Origin of the sequence: Parasphingorhabdus halotolerans (assembly GCF_012516475.1) — a bacterium.
Lineage (GTDB): Bacteria > Pseudomonadota > Alphaproteobacteria > Sphingomonadales > Sphingomonadaceae > Parasphingorhabdus > Parasphingorhabdus halotolerans.
Window position 1 is genome coordinate 2,499,394 of record NZ_CP051217.1, and the last position, 14,881, is coordinate 2,514,274.

17 protein-coding genes are annotated in these 14,881 nt (G+C 54.7%); 9 read left to right on the forward strand and 8 right to left on the reverse strand.

Annotated features, from left to right (window positions below):
- Positions 1 to 4: 4 nt before the first annotated feature.
- Both ribH and ribB read right to left on the reverse strand, forming a co-directional pair.
- The gene (ribH, locus tag HF685_RS12305; RefSeq protein ID WP_168820240.1) at positions 5 to 427 is read right to left on the reverse strand and encodes a 6,7-dimethyl-8-ribityllumazine synthase; all 423 of its coding nucleotides are present in this window, start codon (positions 425 to 427) and stop codon (positions 5 to 7) included.
- Positions 427 to 1,743 (reverse strand): 3,4-dihydroxy-2-butanone-4-phosphate synthase, encoded by a 1,317-nt coding sequence (gene ribB / locus HF685_RS12310; protein WP_168820241.1) that lies wholly within the window; start codon positions 1,741 to 1,743, stop codon positions 427 to 429. The genes ribH and ribB overlap by 1 nt, the downstream gene beginning before the upstream one ends.
- Before the next feature lie 148 nt (positions 1,744 to 1,891).
- Here ribB and HF685_RS12315 point away from each other — a divergent pair, with 148 nt between their 5' ends.
- The gene (locus HF685_RS12315) at positions 1,892 to 3,016 is read left to right on the forward strand and encodes a hypothetical protein (protein WP_168820242.1); all 1,125 of its coding nucleotides are present in this window, start codon (positions 1,892 to 1,894) and stop codon (positions 3,014 to 3,016) included.
- 44 nt (positions 3,017 to 3,060) lie between these two features.
- On the opposite strand, the gene HF685_RS12320 is transcribed toward HF685_RS12315, so the two are convergent.
- From HF685_RS12320 to HF685_RS12330, 3 genes are all read right to left on the reverse strand, one after another.
- The gene (locus HF685_RS12320; protein WP_168820243.1) at positions 3,061 to 3,933 is read right to left on the reverse strand and encodes an alpha/beta fold hydrolase; all 873 of its coding nucleotides are present in this window, start codon (positions 3,931 to 3,933) and stop codon (positions 3,061 to 3,063) included.
- Between the two features lie 191 nt (positions 3,934 to 4,124).
- Positions 4,125 to 5,327 (reverse strand): acyltransferase family protein, encoded by a 1,203-nt coding sequence (locus HF685_RS12325; protein ID WP_168820244.1) that lies wholly within the window; start codon positions 5,325 to 5,327, stop codon positions 4,125 to 4,127.
- A 179-nt stretch (positions 5,328 to 5,506) separates the two neighbouring features.
- Positions 5,507 to 6,331 (reverse strand): TauD/TfdA dioxygenase family protein, encoded by an 825-nt coding sequence (locus HF685_RS12330; RefSeq protein ID WP_168820245.1) that lies wholly within the window; start codon positions 6,329 to 6,331, stop codon positions 5,507 to 5,509.
- Between the two features lie 75 nt (positions 6,332 to 6,406).
- On the opposite strand from HF685_RS12330, the gene HF685_RS12335 reads away from it, so the two are divergent.
- Positions 6,407 to 7,399 (forward strand): SDR family oxidoreductase, encoded by a 993-nt coding sequence (locus tag HF685_RS12335; protein WP_168820246.1) that lies wholly within the window; start codon positions 6,407 to 6,409, stop codon positions 7,397 to 7,399.
- Here the strand turns inward: HF685_RS12335 and HF685_RS12340 are convergent, their stop codons facing one another.
- The gene (locus HF685_RS12340; RefSeq protein WP_168820247.1) at positions 7,400 to 7,834 is read right to left on the reverse strand and encodes a hypothetical protein; all 435 of its coding nucleotides are present in this window, start codon (positions 7,832 to 7,834) and stop codon (positions 7,400 to 7,402) included.
- Positions 7,835 to 7,961: 127 nt separating this feature from the next.
- On the opposite strand from HF685_RS12340, the gene HF685_RS12345 reads away from it, so the two are divergent.
- The 3 genes from HF685_RS12345 to HF685_RS12355 are packed head-to-tail and all read left to right on the forward strand — an operon-like array spanning position 7,962 to position 10,120.
- On the forward strand, positions 7,962 to 8,723 hold the full coding sequence (locus HF685_RS12345) for a helix-turn-helix domain-containing protein (protein WP_168820248.1): 762 nt from the start codon (positions 7,962 to 7,964) through the stop codon (positions 8,721 to 8,723).
- 51 nt (positions 8,724 to 8,774) lie between these two features.
- A complete protein-coding gene (bla, locus tag HF685_RS12350) occupies positions 8,775 to 9,746 on the forward strand; it encodes a subclass B3 metallo-beta-lactamase (RefSeq protein ID WP_168820249.1) in 972 nt (323 codons plus the stop codon).
- An 11-nt stretch (positions 9,747 to 9,757) separates the two neighbouring features.
- On the forward strand, positions 9,758 to 10,120 hold the full coding sequence (locus HF685_RS12355; protein WP_168820250.1) for a nuclear transport factor 2 family protein: 363 nt from the start codon (positions 9,758 to 9,760) through the stop codon (positions 10,118 to 10,120).
- 39 nt (positions 10,121 to 10,159) lie between these two features.
- Here the strand turns inward: HF685_RS12355 and HF685_RS12360 are convergent, their stop codons facing one another.
- Both HF685_RS12360 and HF685_RS12365 read right to left on the reverse strand, forming a co-directional pair.
- Positions 10,160 to 10,495 carry a PilZ domain-containing protein gene (locus tag HF685_RS12360; protein WP_168820251.1) on the reverse strand — a complete coding sequence of 112 codons (336 nt, stop codon included), beginning with the start codon at positions 10,493 to 10,495 and terminating at the stop codon, positions 10,160 to 10,162.
- A 124-nt stretch (positions 10,496 to 10,619) separates the two neighbouring features.
- Positions 10,620 to 10,802, reverse strand: coding sequence for a DUF1674 domain-containing protein (locus tag HF685_RS12365; RefSeq protein ID WP_168820252.1), 183 nt, complete (start codon positions 10,800 to 10,802; stop codon positions 10,620 to 10,622).
- An 86-nt stretch (positions 10,803 to 10,888) separates the two neighbouring features.
- Here HF685_RS12365 and HF685_RS12370 point away from each other — a divergent pair, with 86 nt between their 5' ends.
- The 4 genes from HF685_RS12370 to HF685_RS16405 all read left to right on the forward strand — a co-directional run bounded on the left by HF685_RS12370 (position 10,889) and on the right by HF685_RS16405 (position 14,880).
- Positions 10,889 to 11,800 carry a M48 family metalloprotease gene (locus HF685_RS12370; protein ID WP_211051181.1) on the forward strand — a complete coding sequence of 304 codons (912 nt, stop codon included), beginning with the start codon at positions 10,889 to 10,891 and terminating at the stop codon, positions 11,798 to 11,800.
- A 99-nt stretch (positions 11,801 to 11,899) separates the two neighbouring features.
- A complete protein-coding gene (locus tag HF685_RS12375; protein WP_168820253.1) occupies positions 11,900 to 13,201 on the forward strand; it encodes an RsmB/NOP family class I SAM-dependent RNA methyltransferase in 1,302 nt (433 codons plus the stop codon).
- 120 nt (positions 13,202 to 13,321) lie between these two features.
- A complete protein-coding gene (gene rpe / locus HF685_RS12380; protein WP_168820254.1) occupies positions 13,322 to 13,984 on the forward strand; it encodes a ribulose-phosphate 3-epimerase in 663 nt (220 codons plus the stop codon).
- The gene (locus HF685_RS16405; protein ID WP_246218606.1) at positions 13,981 to 14,880 is read left to right on the forward strand and encodes a hypothetical protein; all 900 of its coding nucleotides are present in this window, start codon (positions 13,981 to 13,983) and stop codon (positions 14,878 to 14,880) included. The genes rpe and HF685_RS16405 overlap by 4 nt, the downstream gene beginning before the upstream one ends.
- Position 14,881: the final 1 nt, after the last annotated feature.

Genomic DNA, 14,881 nt, shown 5'->3' on the forward strand with positions numbered 1-14,881 from the left:
GCTGCTAGCTGGAAAATTTCAGCCCAAGTTCATACATCGCAATGGCCGCAACCGCTGCTTCGCCGCCCTTGTTTTTTTCCGTCTTGTCGGCACGCGCCAAAGCCTGTGCTTCGTCTTCGACCGTAATGATACCATTGCCGATTGCGGCCCCGTCCATGGTTAGCGCCATGATTCCGCGCGCGCTTTCGCCAGCGACAATTTCAAAATGATAGGTTTCGCCGCGGATAACCACGCCGATGGCGACATAGCCATCATATTGGTCGCTCTCCATCGCCAGCGAAATCGCGCCGGGAATTTCGAGCGCCCCGGGAACAGTGAGGGTCTCATGCTCGTGGCCGGCAGCCTCGAGCGCAGAGCGCGCGCCATCGAGGAGCATATCGTTGAGATGATCATAAAACCGTGCTTCGACGATCAGGAATTTTGCCATTATGCCGACTCCAGCTCTATGGTTTCTTTAGACGCATCACCGGTTGGAATTTCACGCTGTCCCACAATGCGCAGACCATAAGCATCCAGCCCGACCAGATCATGGCTGGTGTTGGAAAGTAGTTCCATATCGCTGACACCCAGCTCGGTCAGGATCTGCGCGCCGACACCATAATCGCGGAGCTGGTCCATATGCGGTCCCTTTTCGCCAGCCAGTTTGCGAACCTGGTTGGACAGAAATTGCGGGCTCGACTGGGTAATGAACACAATCAGTCCCGCACCTTCCTCCCCGATGATTTTCATGCATTCGGACAACGTCTTGCCGCTGGGACCGGTCTGGCCAAATATGTCGTTGAAGATGGTCATCGCATGCATGCGCACCAAGGTCGGTCTTTCGGGGTTGACATGACCTTTCTGTAGCACGATCTGCTCGGTCTCTGTTGCCTTGTTGTAATAGGTGATAGCTTTCCACTCGCCGCCCCAGTCACTGGTGAAGTTCGCTTCTGCGCGGCGGGCAGCGAGATGATCGTTACGCAGGCGATAGGCAATTAAATCCCGGATCGTGCCGATTTTCATGCCGTGGTGCTGGGCAAACTCAATGAGATCATCAAGCCGCGCCATCTCTCCATCGTCCTTCATGATCTCGCAGATCACGCCGGAAGGATTAAGTCCCGCCAGCCGCGACACATCAACCGCCGCTTCGGTATGGCCCGCGCGCACCAGCACGCCGCCGTTGCGCGCTTGCAACGGGAAGACATGGCCCGGTGTAACAATCTCCTCCTTGCTCTTGGTGCCGTCAATCGCCACCGCGACAGTACGCGCCCGGTCGGCGGCGGAAATGCCGGTGGTCACCCCGTCCCGCGCTTCTATGGATATGGTGAAGGCGGTTTCATGCGCAGTACGGTTATTCTGGCTCATCATATCGAGACCAAGTTCATCGACGCGCGCTTTTTCCAGAGCCAGGCAAATCAGCCCGCGGCCATATTTGGCCATGAAGTTAATCGCATCGGGCGTTGCCATTTGGCCCGGAATGATCAGATCGCCTTCATTCTCACGGTCTTCGTCATCGACGAGAATATACATTCTGCCGTTGCGTGCTTCGTTTATAATCTCTTCCGCCGTTGCCATCACGTCGCTACCGCCGCGCGCGAGATATTTCTCCAGCTTGCCAAGCGTTTCAGCGGTCGGATTCCAGTCATCCTCACCAAGACGGCGCAGGCTGTTAGCGTGTAGGCCCGCCGCGCGAGCAAGGCCAGCGCGGGTTTCTTCACCGGATTCGATCAGTTCGATCAGTTGCTCTATCAATATTTTGCTCATGGAATCGCCTTTGCAATGTGATGTTGCAAAGCGTCTATCACATTGTAGTGTGATACGTCTAGAGTGATTATCACATTAGATGTGATAGCAATATCGCTGTAGTTCGTCCTGTTTGCGCCTGTAAACTTCACGTTGTAGAGACTTGCTCATGCATAATATAGCGACTTATCTCACCGCCATATTCTCCGCGCTGGTCTTGTCGCCAGCCGGTTTGGCACAAGAAACCGCGCCAGGCGAAACGGACGCTGCTGCAAAAAGTCCTGTGGGTTCCTATCGCCTCACCGGTGTTATGGAAACGGCGTCCAATCTTCTGCTTGAAAAAGATGGCACATATAAATGGGAACTTATAGTTGGCGGCCTGGACCTGTATAGCGAGGGAAATTGGACGCAAACCGGCGGGCAGGTGATACTCGGCCCGCATCAGTTTAAAAGGGATATGCCGGTTTTTGTATTGGGTCAAAGCTATCGCTGGGACAATGAAGAATCCGATGCCGCCTTTGACGCGGAAAATATCCGGCGTATAAACCGGGCTAAATGGAATTGTGCTTTTCTGACAGATGGCGGCTATTTTTCATCTTCGGATGACACGCCTTTTCCAAAAAACCTGCGGCCAGAAGAACAATTTGATGCTGGTGTTAAAATCGAGCGTGATCGGTATCGCGCATATGAAAAAGCGATGACGGCCTATTTTGCGCGTGACCGGTCCGGCACGGACGATGATCTTGAAATAGCCGCGCGCACGGCAAAGCTGGAATGGGAAGAGGCGGTTGCGTTTCTTGCAGAAAGTGGCCGCGCTGCGGGCAAGACAATGCAATATCAACCGCCCCCTATGCCGGCGGAATGCCTGTATCTGTCTGCTGATAAAACCGGTTATTCGGCTAATGAAAACGGGTCTTATGCAAACTGGAGCGAGGGCGTGGGTATATGGGTCAACCGGCGCGAATATCCCGATGCGCGTTTGAACATAAGCGCCGAATTTACCTTTGCCGATGGTAGCAAGGAACGCGCGAACAGCTACGAACTTGGCTTTGCCCTCGCTTCAGCAGCTATGCAGCGGCAGTTACAGTCGATCAAACTGACCTTGCTCCATGACGGGAAGGAATATTCTTCCCAATTCGATGTTCCGGCGGATTTTAATGCGCGGGTTTATGAAGTCAGCGTGGACAGACGCGTGTTTATAAAGCCGCCTTTTGCGGAGCTTCGATTAAATATGTCCGGTGACAAGCTGTTATCCGCAGATGGCAGTCGCGGATATTATGCTAAAACCCGGTAATGCGACAAGTGACCCCCCGCAGTAATACGCGAAGAAGATAAGGCTTACAAAAATTCCCGCAAGGTCGCAATAAACCTATCAAACTGGTCATGGTGCAACCAGTGACCGGCATCGGCAAATTCCTTCACGACCGCGTTGTCGCCAAAATACTGCATGCGACCATCTTTCTCCGGATTGCTGGCCCAGCTGTCGGCACCATAGTGGAGCTGGGTCGGGCAAGTGACATTGGCCCACAGCGCGTGGATCGCATCCTGGGTCAGGTCGATGCTGTCCCAGTGTTGCACATAGGGATCGAATTTCCAGCTATAGCTGCCATCCTCATTGCGGATCACCGCATAGGTGGTGAGGTGCCGAGCCTGTTCATCAGACAGATGCTGGTTGGCATCCTGCATCCGCTTGAGCGCATCCTCAAATGTTGCGTAGCGCTTGACCTGACGGCCGGCGGCCTTGCGCTTTTCCTCAATGCTATTACGCACCCGCTGCAACTGACCAATTTTCTCGCGTTCGGCTAGCATCTCGGGTCCCGGGCCAAGCCCTTCTATCGCGACCAGCTTGCGCACTGTATCGGGATAAAGCCCGGTATAGCGTAGCGCGATATTGCCGCCCATGCTGTGCGCGACAATGGTGACGGGTGAGAGGTCCAGCTGATGGATCAGTTGCGCCAGATCGGTGACCATCGCCATGCTGGAATAATTGCCATCGGTACTCCACTGGCTGTCGCCATGCCCACGCACATCAGGACAGATAATATGCCAGTCATGACGCAATTCTTGCGCCACCCAGTCCCAGTTACGGCAGTGGTCCTTGCCCCCGTGCAGCAGGATCAGCGGTGGTGCATCGGCATTACCCCAATCGGCATAATGCAGTCGGAGGCGTTGGGAGAAATAGCTGTGGGAGGCGGGGCCGATAAGGGTCATGGCGGGTTCCGTTGGTGGTGGGTTTGTTTGAGGACGGCTGTAGGGGAGTTACAGTGACGGACAAGCATCCGTCAAATTTGTTGTGATCTCAACATCCCGAAACCGGACATTCGCATTTGCATTCTTTGATGGCGCAAATTGGGTGGCAAGTTGGCGCCTTCGCGCCAAAAAGAAGAATTTACCCTTCGAAGTCAATGCGAAGTCAATTTAGGAAAGGGCAGCGGCCCCCCAAGGCGCGAGAAAATCAAGCGCCGGGACATTATGCGAAGTGGTAACTCGTAGATTCGACAAATCAAGGCACTGACCAAGGTTACGACAATGAGCACGACGCTGTAAAGCGCCAAGGTATCGGCAATCGAAAACTGAGGAATAGCAACCCCAGAAACGACGACTGTTGAAGCCGTAGACAGGTGGATGGTAGCCTGAAGGAATATATAGATCACCAGGACATGAGACATATAGATCGAATATGACCATGCACCCATTGCGACGAAAGGGCGCATCCGTAGCAGTCTTCGCAAGCTCCCATCCCTTCCTTTAGCAATGGCTAGTATAAGAGCGGCAGCAATCAAAAAGACACCGACCTTTTGATACGGCTCGATAAAAATTCCGACATATAGAAAAAAAGAGACAAATATCGCCCATTGAAGCCAAGCTGGAACTTCCAACGATGGTTTGCGCGCGCAAATGCCGCTCACTATACAACCGGTAAAAAACCCAGCTAAGCATCGGTAGATTGCACTGTTATCAATGATCGCGAAAACAGAACTCGTCAAACCAAGTAGAGCGAAAAATCCAAATACATGCCACTTCGCTCGACCAAAAACTAAAACCACCAAGGCGAAAAGCAGGTAACAATAGAACTCAACACTAATTGACCAAGCAGGGCCGTTGAACGTGCCCCAACCAATGCTCGGGCCAAGCGCCTGCGTTAGCGTGAGTTGGGATATAATATCGGAAAAGCCATTCGCCGTGAATGCGGCAGCCTCAAACTCCGGATACCCAATTGCGCCAATTATCCATTTGGCCACTTCGATCGCAAAGAATGCAAGAAAGAATAGGAAGTGAACTGGATAGAGCCTTCCCAGCCGTAGCAGTTGAAAGCGGAGTACATCTCTGGTGGAGTTCAGTCGGTCTCCATAGATCATACAGATCACAAAACCCGACAAGACAAAAAACAGGTCCACCATGGCGGTTCCGTTTCGGAAAAAATCAATATCGTAGAGCCAAGGATTCCATGCCGGGAAATGCACAAACACTACTAGTGTAGCAGCAATCCCGCGGAGACTTTCAAGCTCTTCAATTTTAGGTGGCGAATTTTCCGAAATATTATGTTCTCCACGACCGCCACTGCCGATCAGTTCCGGGTCGACAGATGGCCTCGTAGTGGTCACTTGTCAAACCGATGCAAGAAATTCAATTCGCCGCTCGTCGGTGGTGATGCAACATCCAGCTTCGCCCAACGAATATCGATACTATTTTCACGACAGCAGGCCAACGTCATCAACTGAGTCGTAAACTGACTGACCGCTATTGAATAGCTGATGTCCACTTTTTGCGCCCATCGCTGCCGCTACCCCAGCGCCACACCCTCAATCGTAATCCGGTTCAGATAGCGCCGATGCCCCTGATAATCATTCAGCGCATAATGCCACGTCGCGCGGTTGTCCCACATCGCCAGATCGCCCTCGCTCCATTTGTGGCGATGGTGGAAACGGTCCTGCATGATGTGGGCGTACAGCTCCTGTAGCAGCGCCTTGCTTTCTTCGGGCTCCATATCGACAATTTCCAGTGTGAAACCGGGATTGACGTACAGCCCTTTCGCGCCGCTTTCGGGGTGGGTGAGCACGATCGGATGGACGGCCGTTTGCCCGGCCTGATCGGCATTGGTGTAGCGATCACCAACGGCCTTGCGATATTCGCTTTCTTCGCCAAAAATATGCGCGTTGCCGTGACGGGCTTTCAGGTCTTTAATCCGTTCTTTCATGTCATCATCGAGCGCTTCATAGGCCGCTGCCATTCCGGCAAATAATGTGTCGCCACCGCTGGGCGGGATTTCCAGTGCGTAGAGGATCGAGCCCATCGCCGGAATTTCATCATAGCTGTGATCGGTGTGCCAGCCACCACCGATATTAAGCTGCTGGTCGGGCTCTTTGAGCACTTCGGCAATCGCGGGATAGCCTTCGCGCTGTTTGAAGAAGCGGTTGAAATCGATGTTGCCCCAGCGTTCGGCAAAGGCAATATGATCTTCGGGCGTCAGGTTCTGATTTTTGAAAAACAAAGCGCCGTGTTTCTGAAAGGCATTCCGGACTTCGGCGAATTGACCATCGCTCAGCGATTTGACATCAATATCCTCAACAATAGCCCCGACCGCATCGCTGGCTTTGGTAATTTGCATCGCTTTTCTCCCAAATAACGCATTTCTTTATAGTCGAAAACCATGATAGGATAAAGGAAACAAGGAGAATCCCCGATGACCGCCGCAAAACTGAATCGTCGCCAGTTAATCGCCGCCACTGCCGCAACAGGCGCTGTGCTTGCCACGGGCCCCGCCAGCGCCGCTGAAACGAGCGCGCCCGATCTAAAAGGCAAATCCATTTTGATCACCGGCTGCTCTTCGGGATTCGGCTATCTCGGCGCAATTCATTATGCCAAACTGGGCGCGAAGGTTTTTGCAACCATGCGAGGCTTGCCGCGACCTGAAGGCGCTGCGCTGGGAAAGGCAGCGAAGGACGGAAAGCTCGATGTGACGTTGCTGGAGCTTGATGTCTTGTCGGATGAGTCGGTGAACACAGCGGTGGCCGAGGCCGAACGTCTGAACGGTGGCGCGCTCGATGTTATCATCAACAACGCCGGTATTGGCACCGGCGCGCCGGTCGAGTTGCAGGATATCGAGGCGATGCAGTTGCTGTTTGAGACCAATGTGCTCGGCTATCAACGGGTGGCGCGCGCGGCGCTGCCGGCTATGCGGGCAAAGAAATCGGGAGCGATTTTCAATGTGTCCTCGCAGCTTGGCCGGGTGATGGTGCCGGGCATGGGACTGTATAGTTCGACCAAATTTGCGGTGGAATCGATGAGCGAGCAAATGGCTTATGAGCTTGTGCCGCATGGCGTTGATGTCACCATCGTCCAGCCCGGCGGGTTCCCGACCAAAATCTGGGAAAATGGAAATAAACTGACCGCCCCGATGCTGGAGCGTGCAGATGAAGAGCGCAAAGCGGCCTATCCCGAACTGGTTGCTGGTGCATTGCGCGACGGCGGTGGCTCGACTGATCCGATGGATATTCCGCGCGCAATCGCTAGCATAATTGCAATGGCTCCGGGTAAACGTCCGCTGCGCTTGCCGGTGCATCCTGGCGGCAAACCGCAGATCGGGATAAATGACGTCAGCGCGAAAACGCAGGTTGCGATGCTCGGCAATTCGCCCTTTGGGCCTTGGGTGAAGGATGTTAACGGGCGCGGTTAGTCAGGTGTGCCGGGCGGTTTCGCGTTTCACCAATAGCAGCGGCGCCAGATAGGTTACCAGGAATATCACGTTCGGTATCACATTTGGCGCATTGCCGGAGGCTAGCGAAGCGCCGCTATCAATGATGAACCACGTCAGAAACGTGTAGATTGAACCCTTGCGGATCAGTTCATTGCCTTGTTCGACCCCCGGCGCGGATATAAATACATACATAGCCATTAACCCGCCAAACACACCGCCCGCAATTGCCATCGCCATTTTTGCCTCAAGGGTGTTCAGTCCGGCGACACCCTCGTTGCCCGATGAAGCAAGCCGGAAGAACAGGTCATTCACACCGGTAAAGTCATTCACGCCTGCCAGCGCGAACAGGACGGCGACAAGGATCGAGAAAATCCCGACAATGCGCATATATTTTCCGGCCATTTGTGGTGACATGATATTCTCCTGTTTTCAGTTCCTCCGTCGATAAAGCACCATTGTCTCGGCAAAACAATTACCTCTCAAGTAAGTGCAAGGCAGCTGTAATTGTGGCAAAGAAATCAGCTTATCGGGAGACCTATCGATGCAAAGCGAATTTGGCAGCATATTGAAGGAGTGGCGCAAGGTGCGCCGCTTCAGCCAGCTTGACCTTAGCCTGGAAGCGGAAATGTCCGCGCGGCATTTGAGCTTTCTGGAATCGGGTCGATCAAACCCCAGCCGCGAGATGGTGCTGCGGCTCTCAGATGCACTGCAACTCCCGCGACCCGCCGCCAATCAGGCCTTGAACGCCGCCGGCTTTGCTCCGGTCTATCCCAGCCTGCCCGATGATGCCCCCGAACTGGCTCCGGTCAATCAGGCGATTGACATGATGCTCAGCCACCATGATCCCTTCCCCGGCATCGCGGTGGACCGGCACTGGAATGTAGTAAAATCCAACAACGGCGCGCAGATGTTGCTGGCGCTCGCCAGTCCCGACGGCACTGCCAATATGATGGACATATTGATCAACAGCGCCGGGCTTGATCTGATTGAGAACTGGGACGAGGCTGCAATGCTCTCGCTGACCCGTCTGCGTACCGAAATATTGGAACTGGGTGGGGATGAAAAGCTCGCGGCGCTTATGCAGCGCCTCGCCAATCATGAGCGCGTCAAGCAAATCGACATGAGCGCGATCAACCTCAATCAGGCGGTTATTCCAACGATCCTTCGCATCGGCGAAAAGCGATTGTCTTTGTTTTCGACCATCGCCCAGTTTGGGAGCGTGCAAGATACCAGGGCAGGAGAAACGAAGATCGAGTTGATGTTCCCGATGGACGAGGAAACCGTTCAGTTTTTCGCAAGATAAGGGCTGGCATCGTGGCTCCCTCGCAGATAGATTGGCGCAAGGGAGAGAAATATGACAATCTCGAAACGCGGCCTGTTGGCGATTGGCTTGTGCCTCGCCAGCTGCACCACTGCTGCTCCACCGGTAGCGGACACCCAGCCCGACACGCTGTCCAAAATCGACACCATGATCGATTCCGGCGAGCTGGACATGTCTGGCTGGCAGAAAAATATGCCCGACTGGTTCGCATCGGTGGAGCCGTTCAAGGTCATCGGCGAAGATCAGGGCGCGGTTTATTTTGTCGGCACCAAGGGACTTGGGATGTATTTCATTCCCACCAAGGATGGTCATATCGTGATCGACGGCGGGATGCCGGGGCAGGGGCGATATGTCGCCGATGCGATCACAAAACTGGGCTATGATCCGCAGGATGTGAAAATTCTGCTCAACAGCCATGCGCATCTCGATCATTCGGGCGGTCTGGCTGAATTGAAGACGTTGACCGGTGCGCAGTTGCTGGCGAGCGAGGGCGACCGTTCGGCTCTGGAAGGCGGCTTCTATCTCGGCTCGGAAAAGGAGAGCTATCTGAACGCGCCGCCGGTGAAGGTCGATGCAATCATAGCAGACGGGAAGACTGTATCTCTGGGCGGCGTCACCCTGACCGCCCATATCACGCCGGGACATTCCCGTGGCTGCACTAGCTGGATGATGGATGTGAAGCAGGGCAGCGAGAGCTTCAAGACGCTGTTTTTCTGTTCTGCCTCGGTGGCGGCCAACCGCCTGATCGGACCGCCGCAATATGAGGGGATCGTAGAGGATTACCGCAAGACATTCGCGATCACCAAGGATTGGCAACCGGATATATTTCTGTCCAACCATCCGGAATTTTTTGGCATGGCGGGCAAGCAGGAGAAGCTGGATTCTGGCGATCCGCTGGCTTTTGTCGACCGCGACGGCTTCCCCGTCTTTATTGCAAAAATGAAAAGCGATTTTGAAGCGGCGCTGCAAAAACAGATGCTCAAACATAACGCCATCATGAACTAGGGGAGCAGCATATGGGACAGGCAAAGGCGCTGGCCGAGCAATTCTGGGACATTCAGATCAATGGCAGCCATGTGGATCTGCTGCCACTCTTCGCTGATAATGCGGTGTTTGAAGACCCTGCGATTGGGCGGGTTGAAGGCAAGCCTGCCATCGCAAAATTGCTCGCCCATCTGGACAAATTATTCGCAGGTAATCCGCCGCAGTTTGAAGTGCTGGAAATTGCCGGAGACGAGACGGTCGCGTGGTCGCGCTGGATTTGGAAGCGGCCACAGGGCGATGTTGAAGGGGTGGGGCTTTACCGGGTGCAGGATGGGAAGTTCATTTCCTATCGCGACGTTTTTGCGGTGCCGGAAAATTTGGCTGATTCAAGCTGAACGGGATATCTTGTCGCCAAGCTATATGTTTGAATAAAATCAGCGAATATCGGTGCTGCGTCGCAACGGATGGGTTTTTGCATTTTCCGTGACCATGGAAACATTGACCGGCGCCTGAAATTCCACACCGAAGACACCTTTGCGCACCCAGCGCACCAAGCCATGCACGCTGCGGCCATTGTCGAAGCGTACGGTAACCCGTTCCCCTTCGCTCGGCGCGTTGAAACAGGTCGCCTGAAGGCCGCCTGATGACATGTCGCGGATCGTGACCGGCTGCATCATCCCCGCACCGCGGCGCAATTGACCGACAAATGGACATTGAACACGGTTTTCACTCCGTGTTGTCATGTCATTATTTTGTGCCGTTGAAGCCATGATTCTGGTCCTAGTTCGAAATGGCGGTACCAGCATCTGGTTAATTTTTTGTAAATTGTGATTAGTGGCTCAATACCAAATATCGGTGAGAAACGCGAAACATATTGGTCAGGCGTTGTTGCTGTCAAAAATCAATCGCCAGGCCTTTATGCTCCCAGTCGCCATAACGGGTCGGCCCGCTTTTCTCCAATATCTCGTCGGTTTTTTCCAGCGGATCAGGTTCTGGCACCGGCTTGCTTTTGGAAAGATGTGCGGGCGGTTTTACGTGGTTAGGGCGATCGCCAGGTTTTCTATCGTTTTTGTCCATATTTTTGATATCCCGTAAAATTGAAACATCCCGCCTCCCTCCTTATATTGGATGAGAAACAGGTATAAGCAAGCGAGTATTTTGCGATGAATATGATGAAGACAACAATGTTGCTGGCGGCACTGACCGCTTTGTTCATGGTCATGGGTTTCTCGTTAGGCGGCCCGCGTGGTGCTATTCTGGCGTTCATGGTCGCAGCAGGGATGAACCTGTTTACTTACTGGAACGCCGACAAGATCGTTCTGAAAATGCACAATGCTGTGGAGGTCGATGCTTCCAGCCATCCGGAATTTTATGGCATGGTGCAGCGGCTCGCGCAGCGCGCCGGGTTGCCGATGCCAAAGGTCTATATTGTCGATCAGGCGCAGCCCAATGCTTTTGCAACCGGGCGCGATCCTGAACATTCGGCCGTCGCGGCGACCACCGGACTGCTCAATATGCTCAGCCACGATGAAGTGGAAGGTGTGATGGCGCACGAGCTGGGTCATGTGAAAAACCGCGATACGCTGATCATGACGATGGTGGCGACCATTGCCGGTGCCGTTTCCATGCTAGCCAATTTCGGGATGTTCTTTCGCAGCAACAGAGGGCTGGCCGGGATTCTGGCCGTCCTGGTTGCGCCTTTCGCCGCGATGATCGTGCAAATGGCGATCAGCCGGACCCGCGAGTTTGGCGCGGATAAATCCGCCGCGAAGATTAGCGGGAAACCGCTGGCGCTGGCTTCCGCTTTGGCGAAAATTTCAAGCGAGGCGCAACATATTCGCAATCCTGTTGCAGAGCGCAATCCTGCTGCCGCGCAGCTGTATATTGTGCCCTCTGGCGTGAAGCAGATGTTTTCCACACACCCGCCGACGGAAGACCGGATTGCCGCGCTGCAGGATATGGCCGGTGCATTTGGCGGCGGCGGAACAGATAGCTGGTCCAGTCGCCCCGATGAAGTGGGTGATATGAGCGGCCTCAGGAAGCGCAGCGCGCTGGATCCTAGAGGGCCGCGATAACGAAACACTGTGCTCCGGACTTGATCCGGAGCCGGTTGCGTCTATGGGGAGGCCTGCGAGAATCGCCAAAGGTTCCGCATCAAGTGCGGAACACAGATAATGAACGAACCCAACGCAAAAATCCCCGGTCTCGCTGCTCGCCAGTCCGCTATCCGGCTGCTCGACGCTGTATGTCGGCGCGGCGAGACGCTCGATCAGGCGATGCCAGCGGCGACCGGCAAGCTTTCCAATCCTTCGGACAAATCGCTTGCCCACAATATTGCGGCCAATGTGCTGCGCTGGATGAGCGCGCTGGATGCGATGATTGACAGCGCAACCCGCAACCGGCTTGCCGATGATGCCAAACCGCGGATGGCTCTGCGTATCGCGCTGGTGCAAGTGCTGATTCTGGAAACACCCCAGCATGCCGCCATTTCAACCGCTTTGCCGCTGGTTCATGGCGGTCCGCGGCGGCTGGTGCATGGCGTGTTCTCGACAGTGATGCGCGGCATTGAATCCGGCAAGCTCAAGCTGCCGGAATACCCTGCGATCCCTGAGGAAACCGAGAACCGCTGGATGCAGAATTGGGGTCCGGATATTGGCGATGCGGCTTCACAGGCATGGTCCAAACCCGCATTGCTCGATTTAAGTTTTCGGGATGAAAATGTTGGAGAATTTATCCAGCAATTCGAAGGCGAAAGCCTCGCTCCAAAACACCTCAGGATGCTTCCATCTGTTCCATTGACCCAGCTACCTGGCTTTGATGAGGGCGCGTTTTGGGTGCAGGATCTGGCCGCATCGATACCAGCGCGCCTGCTCGGAGAAGGCAATGTTGATGGTGGGGCAAAGACCGTGCTTGATTTTTGTGCAGCGCCCGGCGGCAAGACGATGCAACTGGCGAGCAATGGCTGGAAAGTGATCTCGGTCGACAATAATGCAAAACGCATGGAGCGCTTTCACGATAATTTGAGCCGCACCAAGCTCGAGGCCGAAACCGTTATTGCGGACTTGATGAAGTGGAAACCGTCCGAGCCAGCAGACGCTGTCTTGTTCGATGCACCATGCAGTGCGACTGGCATTTTCCGGCGTCATCCCGATGTGCTACATTGCATCGGCTCGCGCCAGATAGCGGACCGCGCTGAAGTGCAACGTGCCTTGCTTGAGCGCGTAGCGCCGTGCGTGAAGCCGGGCGGTGTTCTCGTGTATGCGGTCTGTTCGCTGGAACCGGAAGAGGGCGAAGAACAGATCGAAGGACTTCTGGAAAAGCGGGATGATTTCGAGATTGAAAAAGTCACCAGTGGTGAGTTGCCCGATGGCATAGAACCACAAGCTGACGGAACGGTTCGCACGCTGCCCAATATGCTTGCCGAACAGGGTTATCTTGACGGTTTCTATATCGCGAGATTGCGCCGCAAAAGCTGAAAATCCATATCTTGTGAACCTGTCCCCAAACTGTCCACAAGGGAGTGTGGATACGTCGGAATCGCATCTTGCTAGCGCGGTGTAAAAATTCTAGATGCCATGGCAGATTAAGGAAGTTCCATGTCCCACAACATCCGCATTGCGCCATCTATCCTGTCTGCTGATTTTGCGAGGCTTGGCGAAGAAGTGCGCGCCATTGATGAAGCGGGTTGTGACTGGGTTCATGTTGATGTGATGGACGGGCATTTTGTACCGAATATCACAATCGGCCCGGCGGTGGTAAAAGCGCTGCGACCGCACAGTGCAAAACCGTTTGACGTGCATTTGATGATTTCACCGGTCGATCAGTTTCTTGAGGATTTCGCTGACGCCGGCGCGGATATTATTTCTTTCCACCCTGAGGCAGGCGCGCATCCGCACCGCACCGTGCAGACAATCAAGTCGCTTGGAAAAATGGCAGGCTTGGTCTTAAACCCGGCGACACCGCTGAGCGCTTTGGATTATTTGATAGATGACCTCGACCTCATTCTCGTGATGAGCGTGAACCCGGGCTTTGGTGGGCAGAGCTTTATCGACACGCAATTGAGGAAAATCGAAGCGATCAGGAAACGTATTGACGAGACAGGCAAGGATATCCGGCTCGAAGCTGATGGGGGCATTGACTTGACCACCGCGCCAAAAGCAATTGCCGCCGGCGCGGATACATTGGTCGCTGGCACCGCGACCTTCCGTGGCGGCCCGGAGCAATATGCCGCCAATATCAGCGGCCTGAGGGGTGAATGAGCGAGAGCGCACCGGATCACGACGATTGGGATGAGGAAAGCCCGGATCGTTATAGCGGAGAGCATGAGGAAGCGCCGGACGGCCGCAGCCTGACCTTGCGCTCGGATGGCGATCGCGGGCAATCACTCGCCGAGCAAGCGGCCATGCTCTACTACCGTCTGACGTGGCGGATGCCGATGCACAAGCTGCGTCTGTCGGGAAAATTGCCGTTGAGGCTGCTTGCGGTGCCGGTCGATCCTGTTGATGGCGACCGGGTGCAGGGTACCGCCGTGCGTGCGGGCTATTTTCTGTTTCGTGGCCTCAAAAAGAAACACGAGGGCATTGATTTTGCCGACCTCAAACTGCCGCCCGCTTTTGAGGATTATGTGCACCGCTTCCAGTGGCTGCGTGATCTTGATACCGCGGCGTCACGCGACCAGGCAGTACCGGTTGCCGAAAAGCTGATCGAACAATGGCTGGACGCGAACGGCGGAAAAATCCGTCAACCAGCATGGAGGCCCGATAATTGCGGTTGGCGGTTGCTGATCTGGGCCAGCCATGCGCCGCTTATTCTCTCGTCCAATGATCTGATCTACCGCTCCAAATTGCTCAACAATATCGCCCGCACCGCGCGGCATTTGGACCGCACGGCAGACAAGGCAACCTCCAGCCTCGGACGGCTGGTGGCATGGAGCGGCGTTGTTGCGTCCTCATTATTGTTGCCGGAAGGGCGGGTGCGCCAGATTGTTGGCGAGGCCGGTCTGCAAAAAGCGATGGGCGAGTTTTTCTTTGCCGATGGCGGTTCGGTGTCCCGTTCTCCGCTTAACCAGATGGATGCCGTCATCCTGCTCTCGATGCTCAAGCAAGTCTATATCGCTCGCGGGAAGATGCTCCGGAATATCTGGAAGAAGCGCTGAA

What these genes read in the sequence shown, in the direction of transcription:
- HF685_RS16405 (WP_246218606.1), top strand. Translation starts at nt 13,981, where the DNA reads ATGAGCGAGAGCGCACCGGATCACGACGATTGGGATGAGGAAAGCCCG.
- HF685_RS12345 (WP_168820248.1), top strand. Translation starts at nt 7,962, where the DNA reads ATGCAAAGCGAATTTGGCAGCATATTGAAGGAGTGGCGCAAGGTGCGC.
- rpe (WP_168820254.1), top strand. Translation starts at nt 13,322, where the DNA reads ATGTCCCACAACATCCGCATTGCGCCATCTATCCTGTCTGCTGATTTT.
- ribB (WP_168820241.1), bottom strand. Translation starts at nt 1,743, where the DNA reads ATGAGCAAAATATTGATAGAGCAACTGATCGAACTGATCGAATCCGGT.
- ribH (WP_168820240.1), bottom strand. Translation starts at nt 427, where the DNA reads ATGGCAAAATTCCTGATCGTCGAAGCACGGTTTTATGATCATCTCAAC.
- HF685_RS12360 (WP_168820251.1), bottom strand. Translation starts at nt 10,495, where the DNA reads ATGGCTTCAACGGCACAAAATAATGACATGACAACACGGAGTGAAAAC.
- HF685_RS12340 (WP_168820247.1), bottom strand. Translation starts at nt 7,834, where the DNA reads ATGTCACCACAAATGGCCGGAAAATATATGCGCATTGTCGGGATTTTC.
- bla (WP_168820249.1), top strand. Translation starts at nt 8,775, where the DNA reads ATGACAATCTCGAAACGCGGCCTGTTGGCGATTGGCTTGTGCCTCGCC.
- HF685_RS12335 (WP_168820246.1), top strand. Translation starts at nt 6,407, where the DNA reads ATGACCGCCGCAAAACTGAATCGTCGCCAGTTAATCGCCGCCACTGCC.
- HF685_RS12330 (WP_168820245.1), bottom strand. Translation starts at nt 6,331, where the DNA reads ATGCAAATTACCAAAGCCAGCGATGCGGTCGGGGCTATTGTTGAGGAT.
- HF685_RS12315 (WP_168820242.1), top strand. Translation starts at nt 1,892, where the DNA reads ATGCATAATATAGCGACTTATCTCACCGCCATATTCTCCGCGCTGGTC.
- HF685_RS12375 (WP_168820253.1), top strand. Translation starts at nt 11,900, where the DNA reads ATGAACGAACCCAACGCAAAAATCCCCGGTCTCGCTGCTCGCCAGTCC.
- HF685_RS12365 (WP_168820252.1), bottom strand. Translation starts at nt 10,802, where the DNA reads ATGGACAAAAACGATAGAAAACCTGGCGATCGCCCTAACCACGTAAAA.
- HF685_RS12370 (WP_211051181.1), top strand. Translation starts at nt 10,889, where the DNA reads ATGAATATGATGAAGACAACAATGTTGCTGGCGGCACTGACCGCTTTG.
- HF685_RS12355 (WP_168820250.1), top strand. Translation starts at nt 9,758, where the DNA reads ATGGGACAGGCAAAGGCGCTGGCCGAGCAATTCTGGGACATTCAGATC.
- HF685_RS12320 (WP_168820243.1), bottom strand. Translation starts at nt 3,933, where the DNA reads ATGACCCTTATCGGCCCCGCCTCCCACAGCTATTTCTCCCAACGCCTC.